Annotated in this window: 16 protein-coding genes and 1 tRNA gene; 8 read left to right on the top strand and 9 right to left on the bottom strand. The window is 71.4% G+C overall.

Annotated elements, in window-relative coordinates; all coding sequences use genetic code 11:
• The first annotated feature begins 19 nt into the window (after nt 1-19).
• From IO39_RS59690 to IO39_RS56940, 3 genes are read left to right on the top strand one after another with little or no spacing between them, the layout of a single operon-like run.
• On the top strand, nt 20-484 hold the full coding sequence (locus IO39_RS59690; RefSeq protein ID WP_369332894.1) for a helix-turn-helix domain-containing protein: 465 nt from the start codon (nt 20-22) through the stop codon (nt 482-484).
• Entirely contained in the window at nt 385-987 is a 603-nt protein-coding gene (locus tag IO39_RS56945) for an integrase core domain-containing protein (RefSeq protein WP_211267231.1), read from the top strand. Before IO39_RS59690 ends, IO39_RS56945 begins: the two co-directional genes overlap by 100 nt.
• The gene (locus IO39_RS56940) at nt 977-1,246 is read left to right on the top strand and encodes a site-specific integrase (RefSeq protein ID WP_211267230.1); all 270 of its coding nucleotides are present in this window, start codon (nt 977-979) and stop codon (nt 1,244-1,246) included. The genes IO39_RS56945 and IO39_RS56940 overlap by 11 nt, the downstream gene beginning before the upstream one ends.
• A gap of 206 nt (nt 1,247-1,452) precedes the next feature.
• Here the strand turns inward: IO39_RS56940 and IO39_RS31105 are convergent.
• Both IO39_RS31105 and IO39_RS31100 read right to left on the bottom strand, forming a co-directional pair.
• Nucleotides 1,453-1,526: transfer RNA gene (locus IO39_RS31105), tRNA-Arg, on the bottom strand.
• A 54-nt stretch (nt 1,527-1,580) separates the two neighbouring features.
• Complete coding sequence (locus IO39_RS31100; RefSeq protein WP_043630408.1) at nt 1,581-2,315, bottom strand: ZIP family metal transporter; 735 nt, start codon at nt 2,313-2,315, stop codon at nt 1,581-1,583.
• A 90-nt stretch (nt 2,316-2,405) separates the two neighbouring features.
• On the opposite strand from IO39_RS31100, the gene IO39_RS58115 reads away from it, so the two are divergent.
• Complete coding sequence (locus tag IO39_RS58115; RefSeq protein ID WP_245642406.1) at nt 2,406-3,380, top strand: phosphotransferase; 975 nt, start codon at nt 2,406-2,408, stop codon at nt 3,378-3,380.
• Nucleotides 3,364-4,308 (top strand): cobalamin biosynthesis protein, encoded by a 945-nt coding sequence (locus IO39_RS31090; protein ID WP_043630405.1) that lies wholly within the window; start codon nt 3,364-3,366, stop codon nt 4,306-4,308. Before IO39_RS58115 ends, IO39_RS31090 begins: the two co-directional genes overlap by 17 nt.
• Nucleotides 4,309-4,424: 116 nt before the next feature.
• On the opposite strand, the gene IO39_RS31085 is transcribed toward IO39_RS31090, so the two are convergent.
• From IO39_RS31085 to IO39_RS31065, 5 genes are all read right to left on the bottom strand, one after another.
• On the bottom strand, nt 4,425-4,658 hold the full coding sequence (locus IO39_RS31085; RefSeq protein ID WP_043630401.1) for a hypothetical protein: 234 nt from the start codon (nt 4,656-4,658) through the stop codon (nt 4,425-4,427).
• A 90-nt stretch (nt 4,659-4,748) separates the two neighbouring features.
• Nucleotides 4,749-5,546 carry an exodeoxyribonuclease III gene (locus IO39_RS31080; protein ID WP_043630399.1) on the bottom strand — a complete coding sequence of 266 codons (798 nt, stop codon included), beginning with the start codon at nt 5,544-5,546 and terminating at the stop codon, nt 4,749-4,751.
• 4 nt (nt 5,547-5,550) lie between these two features.
• Nucleotides 5,551-6,858 (bottom strand): serpin family protein, encoded by a 1,308-nt coding sequence (locus tag IO39_RS31075; RefSeq protein WP_043630396.1) that lies wholly within the window; start codon nt 6,856-6,858, stop codon nt 5,551-5,553.
• Nucleotides 6,859-7,003: 145 nt separating this feature from the next.
• Nucleotides 7,004-7,984, bottom strand: a complete 981-nt coding sequence (locus IO39_RS31070; protein WP_157549108.1) for an inositol-3-phosphate synthase — start codon at nt 7,982-7,984, stop codon at nt 7,004-7,006.
• Nucleotides 7,985-8,147: 163 nt separating this feature from the next.
• The gene (locus IO39_RS31065) at nt 8,148-8,858 is read right to left on the bottom strand and encodes a hypothetical protein (RefSeq protein WP_211267241.1); all 711 of its coding nucleotides are present in this window, start codon (nt 8,856-8,858) and stop codon (nt 8,148-8,150) included.
• Nucleotides 8,859-8,879: 21 nt separating this feature from the next.
• On the opposite strand from IO39_RS31065, the gene IO39_RS56185 reads away from it, so the two are divergent.
• Nucleotides 8,880-9,050, top strand: coding sequence for a hypothetical protein (locus tag IO39_RS56185; RefSeq protein WP_169789151.1), 171 nt, complete (start codon nt 8,880-8,882; stop codon nt 9,048-9,050).
• Here IO39_RS56185 and IO39_RS31060 read toward each other — a convergent pair.
• Complete coding sequence (locus tag IO39_RS31060; RefSeq protein WP_043630390.1) at nt 9,026-10,585, bottom strand: ABC transporter substrate-binding protein; 1,560 nt, start codon at nt 10,583-10,585, stop codon at nt 9,026-9,028. The two genes, IO39_RS56185 and IO39_RS31060, sit on opposite strands and share 25 nt — an antisense overlap.
• Nucleotides 10,586-10,759: 174 nt before the next feature.
• Between IO39_RS31060 and IO39_RS31055 the strand changes: the two genes are divergently transcribed.
• A complete protein-coding gene (locus tag IO39_RS31055) occupies nt 10,760-12,646 on the top strand; it encodes a sensor histidine kinase (RefSeq protein ID WP_245642405.1) in 1,887 nt (628 codons plus the stop codon).
• Complete coding sequence (locus IO39_RS31050) at nt 12,639-12,995, top strand: DUF742 domain-containing protein (RefSeq protein WP_043630385.1); 357 nt, start codon at nt 12,639-12,641, stop codon at nt 12,993-12,995. The genes IO39_RS31055 and IO39_RS31050 overlap by 8 nt, the downstream gene beginning before the upstream one ends.
• Here IO39_RS31050 and IO39_RS31045 read toward each other — a convergent pair.
• Nucleotides 12,973-14,367: an MFS transporter gene (locus tag IO39_RS31045; protein WP_052423581.1), complete on the bottom strand. Its 1,395-nt coding sequence runs from the start codon at nt 14,365-14,367 to the stop codon at nt 12,973-12,975. The genes IO39_RS31050 and IO39_RS31045 overlap by 23 nt on opposite strands.
• Nucleotide 14,368: the final 1 nt, after the last annotated feature.

Genomic DNA, 14,368 nt, shown 5'->3' with positions numbered 1-14,368 from the left:
CTCCAAGGATGTCGAGATCATGGTGCTCCGGCATGAGGTCGCCGTGTTGAAGCGTCAGGTCGTTCGGCCGAGGCCGGACTGGGCCGAACGGGCGCTCTTGGCGGGGTTGGCCCGCTTCCTGCCGTCGGTGCTACGAACACATCGGCTCGTAACCCCCGCCACCCTCCTGGCCTGGCATCGTCGTTTGATCAAACGCTCGTGGACCCACCCACACCGCGCCGGCCGTCCCGGAACAAGCAAAGAGGTTCGGGATCTGGTTCTCCGCCTGGCGCGCGAGAACCCGAGGTGGGGGTACCGGCGAGTACATGGTGAGCTGGTTCGACTCGGCGTGCATGTGGGTGAAGCGACCGTGTATCGATCCTACGTTCACGCAGGCACCGGCCGGTGCCACGAAGCTTCGATACCTCTTGGCGGACGTTTCTGCGGCTGCAGGCGAAAGGATTGCTCGCCTGCGACTTCTTCCACGTCGACACGGTCTTCTTGAAGCGCCTGTACGTGTTGTTCGTGATGGAGGTGGAAACGCGACGCGTGCACATTCTGAGCGTTACTGCTCACCCAACAGGCGCCTGGACGGCTCAGCAGGCGAGGAATCTGTTCATGGATCTCGGGCACCGAGCCAGGTCGTTTCGATTCCTCATCCGTGACCGGGACGCCAAGTTCACCGCCGCCTTCGACGAGATCTTCACCAGCCTGGGCGTCACGGTGATCACGACTCCGTCACGGACGCCTCGAGCCAACTGCTACGCCGAACGCTGGGTCCGAACCGCCCGTGCCGAGTGCATCGACCGGATGCTGATATACGACGAAGGTCATTTGCGATCGGTTCTGGACGAGTACGCCGAGCACTACAACGCAGATCGCCCGCACCAGTCCCGTCAACAACGCCCACCTGATCAAGACGAGGACGTCGTGGTGCCGCTGGAAGGCCGGGTTCAGCGGCCAAAGGTGTTCAGCGGAGTCATCAACGAGTACCACCGTGCTGCCTGACCAACCCGAAGAAACACCAGCTCAGACCATGTTCTCGAGTTTTGAAGCGGTACAGGCGGCCTCGCTGATGCTGGCGGCCGGAGTGGAGATGAAGGTCGTGCAGGAGACGCTGGGGCACACCTCCAGTGCGTTCACCGCCGACACCTACACCTCCGTCTACCCGCAGGTGGCCTCGGCCGCGGCCGAGAAGACGGCGGCCCTGCTGTTCGGCAAGGAAGACAGGACCGCGCCCGGGAAACTCATCTCGCTGAAGAGCTGACAGTCGGATTAAGCATCCGGCCCCGCATTCGCCGCCTGCTCCCGGCGAGGCGGGGCCGCTGCTCTTGGGCGAGTGAGAGGATGACAAATGGATCATGATGTGTGCGGGATCGGTGCGCGCGAGCACGCAGGGAGCACGCAACCACTAGACGAAAATTCTAGAACGCATCCGATCCCGCATAGCCGCAGGTCAGACCATGATCAAAGCGCGCCCTGCAGGATTCGAACCTGCGACCGTCGGATTAGAAGTCCGGTGCTCTATCCAGCTGAGCTAAGGGCGCTCCCGCCTTATTGTGCATGATCCGGCGACATGTCACGCACAAGTTTTCCCCGTGTCAGTCTGTCAGGCCGATCACACCCCACATGAGAGCCGTCCCCATCACGGTAGCCGTCAGCGTCCAGCCGGTGGCGTGTCTTGGCGTGTGGGCCTCCGGGAGGATGTCGGAGGTGGCCAGGTAGAGGAGGAAGCCGGCGAAAAGGCCCAGGTAGGCGGCGAGGGCTGTGTCGGGGATCGTGAGGAGGGTGGTGAGGGTGGCGCCGGCGATCGGGGCCAGGGCGTCCAGGGCGAGGAGGGTGAGGGCTCGGTGGCGGGCGTTGCCGTACAGGCTCGTGAGTGTGTACGTGTTGAAGCCGTCCGTGAAGTCGTGGGCGATCACCCCGAGCGCCACCGCCACGGCCAGGGAGGCGTTCGTCTGGTACGCGGCGCCGATCGCGGCCCCGTCCAGGAAGCTGTGGACGACCAGGGCCGAGCCGGCCGTGAGGCCGACGCCGGCGTGGGTGTGGCGGTGGGTGGCGTAGTCGCCCTCGTGGGCGTCGTGCATGCCCGTCGAGCGCTCCAGGATGTGCATGGCGAGGAAGGCCAGGGCGAGCGTGAGCATGGGCAGGGGTACGCCGTGCACGCGCGGCGCCTCGACGGCGAGGGCCTCGGGGAGGAGGTCGAAGGCGACCACCCCGAGCATGACGCCGGCCGCGAAGCCCAGCACGAGGTGGCGGCGCGTGCCGATCCGGTCGGCCACGAGCCCGCCCAGGAGCGTCATGAGGAACGCCGCCAGCGACAGCAGGATCGGCATGAGACCCCAAGCTAGCGGGCCGCGCGCTCTCCGGCCGTAGTTGGAAAAGGCCAGGCGGGGGTGGGGCAATTGGGTCTAAGCTGTCTGGGCATGGTCGCGACGCTCCTGCATGAGATTCCCCTGCAGGGCGGGGACGTGACAGACGGGGTGGTGCGTGTCGGGGACACCGTGCGCAGACCGGCCAGCAGGTCGACGCCCGCCGTGCACGCCCTGCTCAGACACCTGGAAGCCGCCGGGTTCGACGGCGCGCCCCGGGTCGTGGGGATGGACGGGCTCGGTCGCGAGATCCTCACCTTTCTGCCGGGTACGACCGGGCTTCGGCTCGAGAGCGTGACCGATGAGGCGTTGGCGGCGCTCGCCGGGTTGTTGCGGCGGTTTCACGACGCGACGGCCGGGTTCCCGCTCACTCAGGAGGGGTGGGAAGGGGGATCGAATGATGACAGGGCGCCGGAGATCATCGGGCATTGTGATTTAACGCCGGAGAACGTGATATTTCGGGTTGAGGACAGCGAGCTTCTGCATCGTCGGGTCGCCTCCGAGGTTGGCTATGGCAGCGGGCCGACTCATCGTGCCGGGGCCGGCCATAGTGGTGGTGCGGGAGGGGTGGCTTCGGGCGGGGGTGGGACGCTTGTGGCCGAGGAGGCCGGTGCCGGGCGTGTCGGTGGCGGCCTGAGGGCCGGTGCGGGCGCCGGAGCGGTTCCGTACGCGATGATCGACTTTGATCTCGCGCGGCCCACCACGCGGCTCTTCGACGTCGTCACCACGCTCCGCCACTGGGCGCCCATCGCCGATCCCGTCGATCGTGCCCCGCTGCTCCGCACCGTGGACGTGGGGGCTCGGCTGCGGCTGTTCTGCGACGCCTACGGGCTGCCGCCGCGGGACCGGCGCCGGCTGCTGGAAGTGGCCAGGCTGCGGTTCCATCGTTCGTACGACGTCATGCGCACCCGTGCCGCGGCCGGTGGCAACTGGGCGAAGATGTGGGCGGGCGGGGCCGGTGAGCGCATCCGCCGTGCGAGTGCATGGCTGGATGTGCACGAAGATGAGCTTCATGCCCATTTGGTGTGATCCCCTGGGGCTCGCTCTCGGCGTGGCCCTCGATCGGCTGCTCGCCGATCCGCAGAGTTCCGCCCACCCGGTCGCGTTGTTCGGGCGCGCCGCGGCGGGGCTGGAGAAGTCCCTGTACGCGGACGACCGGCGGCGCGGCGTGCTGCACGTCGCCGTGTGCGTCGGTGGCGTGACAGCCGCAGGCGTGCTGGCCATGCGGGCGACCGGCTCTCGTCCCGTGCTCCGTACGGCCACGACGGCCCTGGTCACCTGGGCCGTGCTCGGCGGGACCACGCTCGCCAGGGAGGGCGAGCACATGGCCGGCGCCCTCGAACAGGACGACCTCGAAAGCGCCCGCGCCCGCCTCCCCCACCTGTGCGGCCGCGATCCGCGCCATCTGGAGGCTTCCGAGCTGGCGCGGGCCACGGTCGAGTCGCTGGCCGAGAACACGTCGGACGCCGTCGTCGCCCCGCTGTTCTGGGGCGCGGTGGCGGGGGTGCCGGGGATGCTGGCGTATCGGGCGATCAACACGCTGGATGCCATGATCGGGCACCGCTCTCCCCGCTACGAGCGGTTCGGCTGGGCGGCGGCGCGGCTCGACGACGTGGCGAACTACGTGCCGGCGCGGCTGGCGGGCGTGCTCACAGTGCTGACCGGGCCGGATCCGGGGCAGGCGCGGGCCGTGCTGCGGCGCGACGGGCACCGGCATCCCAGCCCGAACGCCGGGCGGTGCGAGGCGGCGTTCGCCGGCGCGCTCGGTGTCACCCTCGGCGGCAAGAACGTCTACGAGGGCAGGGTCGAGGAGCGCCCGACGATGGGTGACGGGCCGGGGCCGGAGGTGGCGGACATCCGGCGGGCCGTGCGGCTGACGCGGGCGGTCGGGCTGGCGGCCGCGGGGGTGGCCGTCCTCACGGCCTGGGCCCTCCGCCGCGCCACCGCCGCACGGTGAACCCCCTGGAACGGACGGCGCCGCGCGCCCCCTGGTGGAGGTGGCGCGCGGCGCGAGGTGTTCTCGTCGTGTCCCGCCCCGTTCCGCCGGCACGGTGAGGCGGGGCGGGGTACGTCCTACATGATGCGGTTGAGGTTGAGAGCGAGCCAGATGACGAAGATCGCGAGCAGCGTGATCCCGATCATCGACTTCGCGGCGTTGTGAGCGACTTCTTTCCTGGCCATGACCTGCCTGGCACTCTGCTTCCACACCTGGCGCATGGTGATCATGTTCTGGAAGCGGCGGCCGAGGGCGAACACGGCGAGCCCGATCATGATGAACAGGATGACGCGACCGTCTGCAGGTTCCACGGAGACCCCTCGTGGTCCTTGTTGCTCCTTAACGCCCCCGAAACATCTGAAAACACAGAATACTAGGGCGAAAGCGATTTGTGCCTCTATTTATGGCTCCAGGTCCACCACGATCGGAGCGTGGTCGGACGGGCCCTTCCCCTTGCGGGCCTCGCGGTCCACGTACGCCGACCGCACCCGCTCCGCCACGTCCGTGCTCGCGTAGACCAGGTCGATGCGCATGCCCTTGTTCTGGTGGAACATCCCGGCCCGGTAGTCCCAGTACGTGAACGGATGCGGCCCCTTCATCGGCGTCGGCACCACGTCATGGAGCCCGAGCGCCCGCAGGTCGGCCAGCGCCTGCCGCTCGGCCGGCGTGACGTGGGTGGAGCCGGCGAACAGGGACGCGTCCCACACGTCGGCGTCGGTCGGGGCCACGTTGTAGTCGCCGCAGGCCACCACCGGCCCGGCGGCCACCTCGGGGGCGAGGGCCTCCCTGAGCGCGGCGAACCAGTCGAGCTTGTAGGCGTAGTGGGGCGAGTCGAGCGCGCGGCCGTTGGGCGCGTACAGGGACCACACCCGCATCCCGCCGCAGGTGGCGCCGATGGCGCGGGCCTCGGGGCGGGCCGCGCCGACGCCGTCGAGCTCGCCGAAGCCGGGCTCGCCGGGGAAGCTCGGGGTCACGTCCGTCAGCCCGACCTTCGACAGCAGCGCGACGCCGTTCCAGCGGCCGTCGCCGTGGGCCGCGGTCAGGTAGCCCAGCTCGGCCACCTCCGCCGCCGGGAACGCCTCGGCCGGGCATTTGGTCTCCTGAAGGCACACGACGTCGGGCGCGGTGTCGGCCAGCCAGGCGAGCAGGCGGGGCAGCCGTGCCTTGACGGAGTTCACGTTCCAGGTAGCCAGGCGCATGCCCCTAGCCTGCCACCGACTCCGCCGTATCCGGGTCCGCGACCCAGCCTGCGGTCAGGATCAGCCCGGTGTGGCGCTCCACCGCGAGGAAGGCGAACGGGCGGCCGAACTGGACGTACACCCGCCTGGCCCGGTACGGCAGGCGCTCCATCGCCCCGGCGACGGCGACGCCGACGGCCGTGACGGCGGCGGACTCGAACCCGGTGGCGCCGAAGACGGCGACGGCGGCCTGGGCGGCCTGGCTGATCGCCAGCGGCGCGGGGCTGATGCCGGGGAAGTGGCCGCGGCTCGCGTCCGTGACGGTGGCCAGGCCGAACACCTCGGGCAGGCGCAGCAGGTCCTGGGTGGCCCGCACGGTGAAGCGGGGCAGCGTGACCTCCAGCCGCTCGTCGGGCTCGGCGGCCTGGACGTGGCCGACGCTCACCCCCGGCCCCTCCTCCAGGGGGAGCGCCGCGACGCCGCCGCGCAGCGCCGCGATGGCCCCGGTGAGCACCTCGGCGGGCGAGGCGGTCGCGCCGAGTGCGAGGTGTACGTCGATGCCTCCCGAGCCCAGGACGCGCAGCGTCGTCAAGGGCCCGGACGGGGTGGCGACGACGCGGAGCCGGTCGACGGCCGTGGTGCTGCGGCGCAGCACGGCCAGGTCGCGCCCGGCCCACGGGCCGCTCTCGAACGTGCCGTACCCGTCCTCGAACGGCCGCAGCCACCGCGTCCTGACGGTGAGCGCGCCCGCCAGCACCAGCAGCGTGTCCTCGGTCACCGTGATCGGCATCGCGGGGATGAGGCCGCCGGTCCGCTCTGAGGCCCAGGCGTCGAGCCGCGGGCCGTCCACGGCGGGATCGCCGTCCAGCCGGCCGGCCAGCCCGCCGGGCAGCCCGCCGGACGGGCCGCCGGACGGGCCGCCGGACGGGCCGCCGGACGGGCCGCCGGGCGGGCCGCCGGGCGGAGCGTCGGACGGGCCGGGGGACGAGGCACCGGGCGAACCGCCGTGGGGACCGCCGGGTGAAGCCTCGGGCGAGCCGCCGGGCAGGCCGGCGAGCCAGGAGGGGTTGAGCGGCAGGGAGCGGGCGAACCAGAGCCCGAGCGCCGCCCCGACGGCCGGCCCGTTCAGGCTCCGCAGCACCTCCGCCGCCGCCGGGGCGGCCCGGGCGGCGTCGATCCCGACCGCCTCCTCCAGCTCCGCCCGCCCCGGCCCGTCGGCGGCCGAGGCGAGCAGGGCCAGCAGCGGCCACACGCCCACCCCCGAGATGACGAACGACTCCCCGGCGCAGGTTGCGGCCCATCGGGCGGTCAGCGCGTTCACCGGACTCCGCATCCGCCCAGCATGCCGCAAGCCGGGCGTACCGGATAGGCATGGGACGGAGAGGGCGATGAGGTCGTGCAGCCGGTAGCGGCCCGCGTGCCCTCGGACCGGCCTCCTCCCGGACCGGCGAGCCGCCGCCGTCCGGGCCGCCGGCCCGTCAGACCGCCTTCATCAGCGTGCGGGACACCTCCTCCAGCAGCCCGCCGGCGCCCTGCTCCAGGGCGGCCCTGGCATGCCGGGCGGCGTCGAGGGCGTTGCCGGCGGCGCTGGGAGAGTCTTCGACGACCATGCGCAGCTCCAGCTCCAGCGGCGAGCCGCCGAACCCCTCGCCGTCCAGCCGGATGTAGGCGACCTTGCGATCGTCCAGGAACGGCAGGTATTGCGCGCCGACGTGGGTGGCCGTGCCCGCGCCCGTCGCCTTGGTGGCCTTCTTGCCCTTCATGCGGGCCGGGTCCTCCAGGTTGACGAAGTCCATGTTGCCGCCGCCGAGGAGCTGGTGCCCGCCGGTGAGCCGGACGCCGCTGCCGGTCAGGGCCTCGACCAGGGCGCGGTGCACGAGCGTCGCGCCGAAGGAGCTCTTCAGGTCGTCGCCCACCAGCGGCAGCCCGGCCGCGGCGAATCGGCCGCGCCATTCGGGCGAGCGGGCGAGCACGGCCGGCATGCAGTTGACGAAGGCGCAGCCGGCCTCGATGGCCGCCTCGGCGTACAGCTCGGTGGCCCGCTGCGCGCCGGTCGGCAGGAAGTTGAGCACGACGTTGCTGCCCGTCTCCTTGAGGTGGGCGGCGATGTCTCCGGGCGTCGCGCCGCCGCGCGGCTCGACCAGCGCGGCCGAGCCGGGGCCGACGCCGTCGGCCAGGACGCCTTCGACGACGGGGACGCCGAGGCGGGGCACGTCGGCGAACTTCCTGGAGTTGTTGGGCGCGGTCCAGATCGCCTCGGACAGGTCGCGGCCGAGCTTGGCGCGGGCGACGTCGAAGGCGGCGGTGAAGCGCACCCGGGAGATCGGGTAGCCGGCGCAGACGGGGTTGGACAGGCCCGGGGCGTCGCCGTCGCGGTAGTGCTCGACGCCCTGGACCAGGGAGGAGGCGCAGTTGCCCACCCCGACGAGGGCGATGTTGACGGTGTCCGCGGTGTCCATGCTGTTCCCGGTCTTCGAGGGGGTGGAGGAGGTCACGGGCGCGTGCCCGTTCGAGGGGTCACGGGCGGGGCCCGTTCGAGGGGTCACGGGCGCGTGCGCTTCCAGGGGGTCACGGGCGGGTGCGCCTTCGAGGAGGTCACGGGCGGGGGCCCGTTCGAGGGGGTCACGGGCGGGTGCGTTCCACGCCCACGGTGATCTCGTTGCCCAGCCGCCGGCCCAGCAGCAGCTCCAGGTCGTCGCCGCTCCAGAACCTGCCGGGGTCGTACCAGTTGGGGCGGCGCCCGCCCGGCAGCAGCCCCATCTCCTCGTAGGTGACGGCCACCACCTCGGCGCAGTAGGCGCTCTCCAGCGTCCGCTCCTCCCGGCTCCCGCGCCGCACGAGCGGCAGACGCGGCAGACGCGGCAGGCGGGCCAGGCCCGGCAGGTGGGCCAGACCCGGCAGGTGGGGGCGCGGCAGGGCCGGGAGGCGTCCCTTGGCCCAGCGGGCGGCCAGCCGGGCGGTGGAGGGGAAGGGGGTGCCGTCGAGCCTGGCCACCGTGCGCAGGGCGGCGTCCTCCATCTCGGGGGTGGCCTCGGGGTCGAGCTGGCGCAGCCAGGCGCGCTGGCCGTACCGGTCGGCCCAGACGGTCACCGCGGCGCGCAGGTCGTGCAGCTGCACGCCGCGCTGGTGGGTGCCCGACCAGAGGTCGAGCAGCGACTTGCCCAGCTCGGCGTGCCACATCATGGGCGGCAGGTCCTCGATCACGATCGCCATGCCGACGTGGTTGACCGGGCTGTTGGTCATCGTCTGGATCGCGCGGTCGGGCGCCGACCGGCCGCGGAAGACCCACAGATCGCCGGTCCTGGTCACCTTGACGGCCTCGTCGAGAGTCAGCACAGGGCTAGCCTAGGCAACATGCGCTGGTGGAAGATGCTCGGCCTGGCGGGAATCATGGGTGTGGCGGCCACGGGGGCGGTGATCGCGCGCGCGGAGCGCCGCCGCCGCGCCTACACCCCCGAGGAGATCAGGGCCCGGCTGCGCGAGCGGGTCGAGGGCCAGGCTCAGCCCGAGGGCCGCAGGTCGTAGACGAAGACGACGTCCGGGTAGGCGGGGTTGTCCACATAGCCCTGCACGCCGCCCAGGTAGGCCCGCCGCGCCTTGACCACCCACGGCAGCGCGGCGGCCGCCCGCTGGTCGAGCACCCGGGCCGTGGCCTGCTCGTAGGCGCGCTGGGCCGCGGGCCTGTCGGTCACGGTCAGCTCGGGGATGGTGCCGAGCAGCGCGTCGAGGGTCTGGTCGTTCAGGTACGTCATGTTCATGACGGGCGGGTCGGCGCTGTGGAAGACCTGGCCGAAGTAGGAGTAGCCGTCGGCGTAGTCGGGCCACCAGTACATGACGAAGATGTCCTGGCCGCGGGTCTTGCCCTGCTCCCACTGGGCGTTCCAGGGCAGGCCCCTGGCCTCCAGCGTGACGTTGAGCTGCCGCAGCGTGGCCCGTAGCCGTCTGACGAGCACCTCCTCGTCGGCCTCGCCCTCGCCGTAGGTCAGGCGCAGGCGCAGCGGCCGGCCGCCGGGCCCGTAGCCGGCCCGTTGCAGCAGCCGGGTGGCGGCGGCCAGGTCCTGCTTGGGGACGCGGCCGGGCACGTGGCCGAGCAGCCCTTCGGGCACGACGCCGCTGGCGGGCATCACCGAGCCCTTGAGCGCCTTGACCAGCCCCCGGTAGTCGATGGCCTGCTGCACCGCCTTGCGGACGCGGATGTCCTTCATCGGCCCGGCCGCGGTGTTGAACAGCAGCATCGCCGTGGTGAACGAGGGCCGGTCGGAGGTGCGCAGGCCGGGCGCGGCCGACGCGCGGGCGAACAGCCGCGGGTCGAGCCGGTCCACGAAGCTCGCCTCGCCGCTCTGCAACATCCGGTACGCCCGCTCGGTGTCGGGCACGGCACGGTACCTGATCGTGTTGTAGTGCGGCCGCCGCCACCCGCCCCAGTACCCGTCGTACGCCTTGAGCGTGAGCTCGTCCTCCTTGCCCTTGTCCCACCGGGCCACGGTGTACGGCCCGGAGCCGGCGTCCCGGCCCTCCCGGAACCACTTCGCCAGGTCGGGCGCCGCCTTGGTGTCGTAGATGTAGGCCGCGTACCCGGCGGAGGCCACCAGGTCCAGCGGGACCGGGTACTTCAGCGCGAACGTGACCGTGAGCGGCCCCTCGACCCTGATGGAGGAGACGGCGTCCCAGATGTAGGAGGCGCCTGTCCTGGCCCGCATGGTGCGCTCGACGGAGGACTTGACCGCCTCGGCGTCCAGCGGCCTGCCCGTGTGGAAGGTCACGTTCGGGCGCAGGGAGAAGGTCCACGTCCGGCCGTCGGCCGAGGAGCGCCACGAGGTGGCCAGGCGGGGGGCGGATTTCCTGGTGACCGGGTTCCAGAAGGTGAGCGTCTCGTAGACGTTCTGGAAGGCGATGATCTCGTTGGAGTAGGAGCGGCTGGGGTCCCATTCGGTGATGATGTCGGTGTTCTTGACGTAGACGAACGGCGACTCCCCGGCCGGCGCCCGCTGGGGCTCGGGGGGCGTCGAGCAGCCCACGAGAAGGACCAGCGCGGCGGCCGCTATGAGTAGACGGCGCAACGCGACTCCTCTGTGACCGATGGGGCTCCCGGGAAAACTACTTCAGGATCAAGCCTAGAGGGACTCACGTGTCCAAAAGTCCCGAAAAATTGGGCATTCTGGTGATCGAATTGCTATTCTCGGGGCTTGTCCCGTCCGGGGTTGCCAGCAGGGGACCGACCGGAGTGAGGTGCCATGGGTCGTAGCCGAACGATCCGCATGAAGATCATCGGACTACTCCTGGTCCCGTTGGCCTCCATGGTGGTGTTGTGGGGGGTCATCACCGCCGTCACCGCGAGCGAGAGCTTGGAGCTGCGTCAGTACAAGACAGTCTGGACGAATCTCCGCCTTCCCGCGTACAAACTGATCGGCGAGATCCAGCGCGAGCGGCTCCTCTCCGCCCAGCTCCTGCGCGACGTCGCGGACAAGACCGCCGTCGCCACGCAGCGCACCCGCACCGACGCCGCGAAGACCTCGTTCGAGCAGCTCTCCAGGAACTCCAAGGACAGATCGGAAGAGATCAGCACACAGGTGGACGCGGTGTACACGCAACTGGACAGGCTCGACTCGATCCGGGGTGAGATCGACGCGGGCCTGTCCGACCGTCTGCACACCGTGGAGTCGTACGTCTCCATCATCGACACCCTGTTCGGCCTGCACCGCCGGGTCGCGCTGATCGACGACATCCCGATCTACGAGCAGTCGCGCGTGGTCATCGAGATGAGCTACGCCAAGGAGCTGCTGACCAGGGAGCAGGCCCTCGGGCTCGGGGCCGTGAACGCCGCCGAGCGCCGGCTGTTCACGCAGATCGCCGGCAACCGGCGCTTCCTCATCGACCAGAACCTGGCCGAGCTCGACCCGGAGCTGCGCGACCCCCAGGTCGCCATCATCGCCTCCCCCGCCTACCAGCGGATGCGGATGATGGAGGACCAGATCATCGCCGGTCAGACGCCGTTGGGCTGGCTCAGCACCACCGAGGGGCTGGCCAAGGCGTTCAACCAGGCCCAGATGCGGGCCAGCACGCTGCTGAACGAGCGCGCCGACCCGGTGGCCGACCAGGTGCTGTCGCGGGCCTTCCTGCTGGCGGGCACGGCGCTGGCGCTGGTGATCGTGTCGATCGCGTTCTCGCTGCGCATGGGCGACCGGCTCTCCAGGGAGCTCGGCGCGCTCCGGCTGGCCGCGCTGGAGGTGTCGCAGGAGCGGCTGCCGCACGTGGTGGCCAAGCTGCGCAAGGGCGAGAAGGTCGAAATGCCCGAGCTGTCGGTGGCCAGCACCACGGTCGAGATCGACGACGTGGGCCAGGCGTTCTCCACCGTGCAGCAGACGGCGGTGGAGGCCGCGGTCGGGCAGGCGCAGCTCAGCGAGGGCGTCGGCCACGTCTTCCGCAACCTGGCCAGGCGCAGCCAGACCCTGCTGCACCGCCAGCGCATCCAGCTCGCGGACATGCAGCACCGCACGACCGACCCCGAGCAGCTCGACGACCTGTTCAAGCTCGACCACCTCACCACGCGCATGCGCCGCCACGCCGAGGGCCTGATCATCCTGTCGGGCGCGACGCCGGGGCGGGGCTGGAGCCGGCCCGTGCCGCTGCTCGACGTGGCCCGCGGCGCGGCGGCCGAGGTGGAGGACTACCAGCGGGTCGTCGTCGAGCCGATGTCCGGCCAGCGCCTGGCCGGGCCGGTCGTCGGGGACGTGATCCACCTCATCGCCGAACTGATCGAGAACGCCACCGTCTACTCCCCCGCCCACACCTCGGTCATCGTGCGCGGCGAGGCGGCGGCGCGGGGCTTCGCCTTCGAGGTCGAGGACCGCGGGTTCGGGATGGACGCAGCGGAGCTGGCCGAGTACAACGAGCGGCTGGCCAGCCCACCGGAGTTCGACCTGGCCGACAGCGACCGGCTGGGCCTGTTCGTCGTCTCCCGCCTGGCCGCCAGGCATGACATCCGCGTGACGTTGCGCGGTTCACCATATGGAGGGACCACCGCGATCGTGTTGATCCCGGAAGAGCACGTGGCCGAACCAGAGGCCGAGGCTCCCAAGAAGGAGCCCGAACGCCCCATGCGGGTGGTGCGAAGTGACTGAAGAGCGCTGGCTGGACGAGGACGCCGGTCCGATCGTCCCCGCCTACCTGCTGACCAGGGGCCGTACGGTGCCCGCGAGCGAGGCCATCGACCTCATCGCGGTCATCATCACCGCCGGCGGCCTGACGCCGCCCCGCGGCCTCGATCCCGAGCATCTGATCATCCTGCAGAAGTGCACCCAGCCCACCCGGCTCGTGGACGTGGCGGCCGAGCTGAACCTGCCCATCGGCGTGGTCCGGGTGCTGGTCGGCGACCTGCACGCCCAGCAACTCGTGCAGGTCGAGCTGCCGCCGCCCGCCCCGGACGCCAAGGTGCTGCTGGAAGTGATCAGTGGCCTGAAGGCGCTGTGACCGGCCTGCGGTTGAGGTAGCCGTACCCGGCCGCGAACAGCGCGGCCACGACGCCCGCTCCGGCGGCTGTCCCGAAGACCCAGGGGTAGCCGCCGCCCGCGGCGAGCACGGCGGCGATCGCGGCGCCGGCCACGCTGCCGCCCACGATGCGGACCAGGGCGTTCACCCCCGCCGCCACGGCGGTCCTGTCCGGGGCCACGTGCTCCACGGCCATGGTGCCCAGCGCCGCGTAGCCGACGCCGAGGCCCACGCCCATCAGCGAGGACGCCACGTACAGGTGCGCCGGCGCCGTGTGCTGGACCACCAGCCAGAGCCCGGCCAGCGCGGTGACCCCCGAGCCGATCGCCACCATGGCCGACGCCGGCAGCCTGCGCATCATCCGGCCCGCGAACAGCGAGATCACCAGCATGAAGAGCGTGCTCGGCAGCAGGTAGACGCCGACCTGCAGGACGGTGGCCGCGAGCCCGCCCGCCGCCGCCGGCGCCTGGGCGAAGCCCGACATGCCGGTCAGCAGGGTGAAGAACGAGAATCCGAGCAGGAACGAGGACACCGTCGCACCGACCGTCCCCCTGTGCACCAGCATCGCCATCTCCACCAGCGGCTCGGCCACCCTGCGCTCGACCAGCACCCAGACGACCGCCAGCACGGCCGCCGCGCCGAACAGCCCCAGCACGCCCGGCGAGGTCCAGCCCCAGGAGCCGCCCTCGCTGACGGCCAGCAGCAGCGCGACCAGCCACGCGGTCAGCAGCGCCGCCCCGGCCAGGTCGGGGCGGCCCTTGACCGGCGGCGCCGAGTCGCGCACGAGGAAGGCCACGACGATGCCCGCCACCAGCGAGATGCCGCCGGTGATCCAGAAGACCACGTGGTAGTCGCCGGAGGCGAGGCCCGCCAGGATCATGCCGCCGCCGCTGCCGAATCCCATGGTCGCGCTCAGCACCCCGATGCCGGTCGCGAGCTGCTGCCTGGGCAGCGAGTCCCTGACCACCCCGATCGACAGCGGCACCAGCGCGGACACGAAGCCCTGCAGCACGCGCGCCACGATGAGCCAGGCCAGCGAGGTCGCCAGCGCGGCCATGACGGAGCCGATCACCAGCAGCGCCAGGGCGGTGAGGATCATGCGGCGCCTGCCGTACATGTCGCCGAAGCGCGACAACAACGGCGTGGCGACCGCGCCGACCAGCAGGCTCAGCGTGAGCGTCCAGCTCACGGCGCTCAGCGACGTGTTCAGCTCCCGTTGCAGCACGGGAAGCAGCGGGACCACGGCGGTGTTCTGGAGAGCGGCGATGGAGGCGGCGAAGGCCAGTGAGATCACCGCGGGCCAGGGGTTCCGGCTGGTCGTGACCCGCGACGCGGGCGCGACGACTGTCGCCATG

It is taken from the genome of Nonomuraea candida (assembly GCF_000725485.1).
Taxonomy (GTDB): domain Bacteria; phylum Actinomycetota; class Actinomycetes; order Streptosporangiales; family Streptosporangiaceae; genus Nonomuraea; species Nonomuraea candida.
This window is presented reverse-complemented; position numbering and strand designations above follow the sequence as displayed.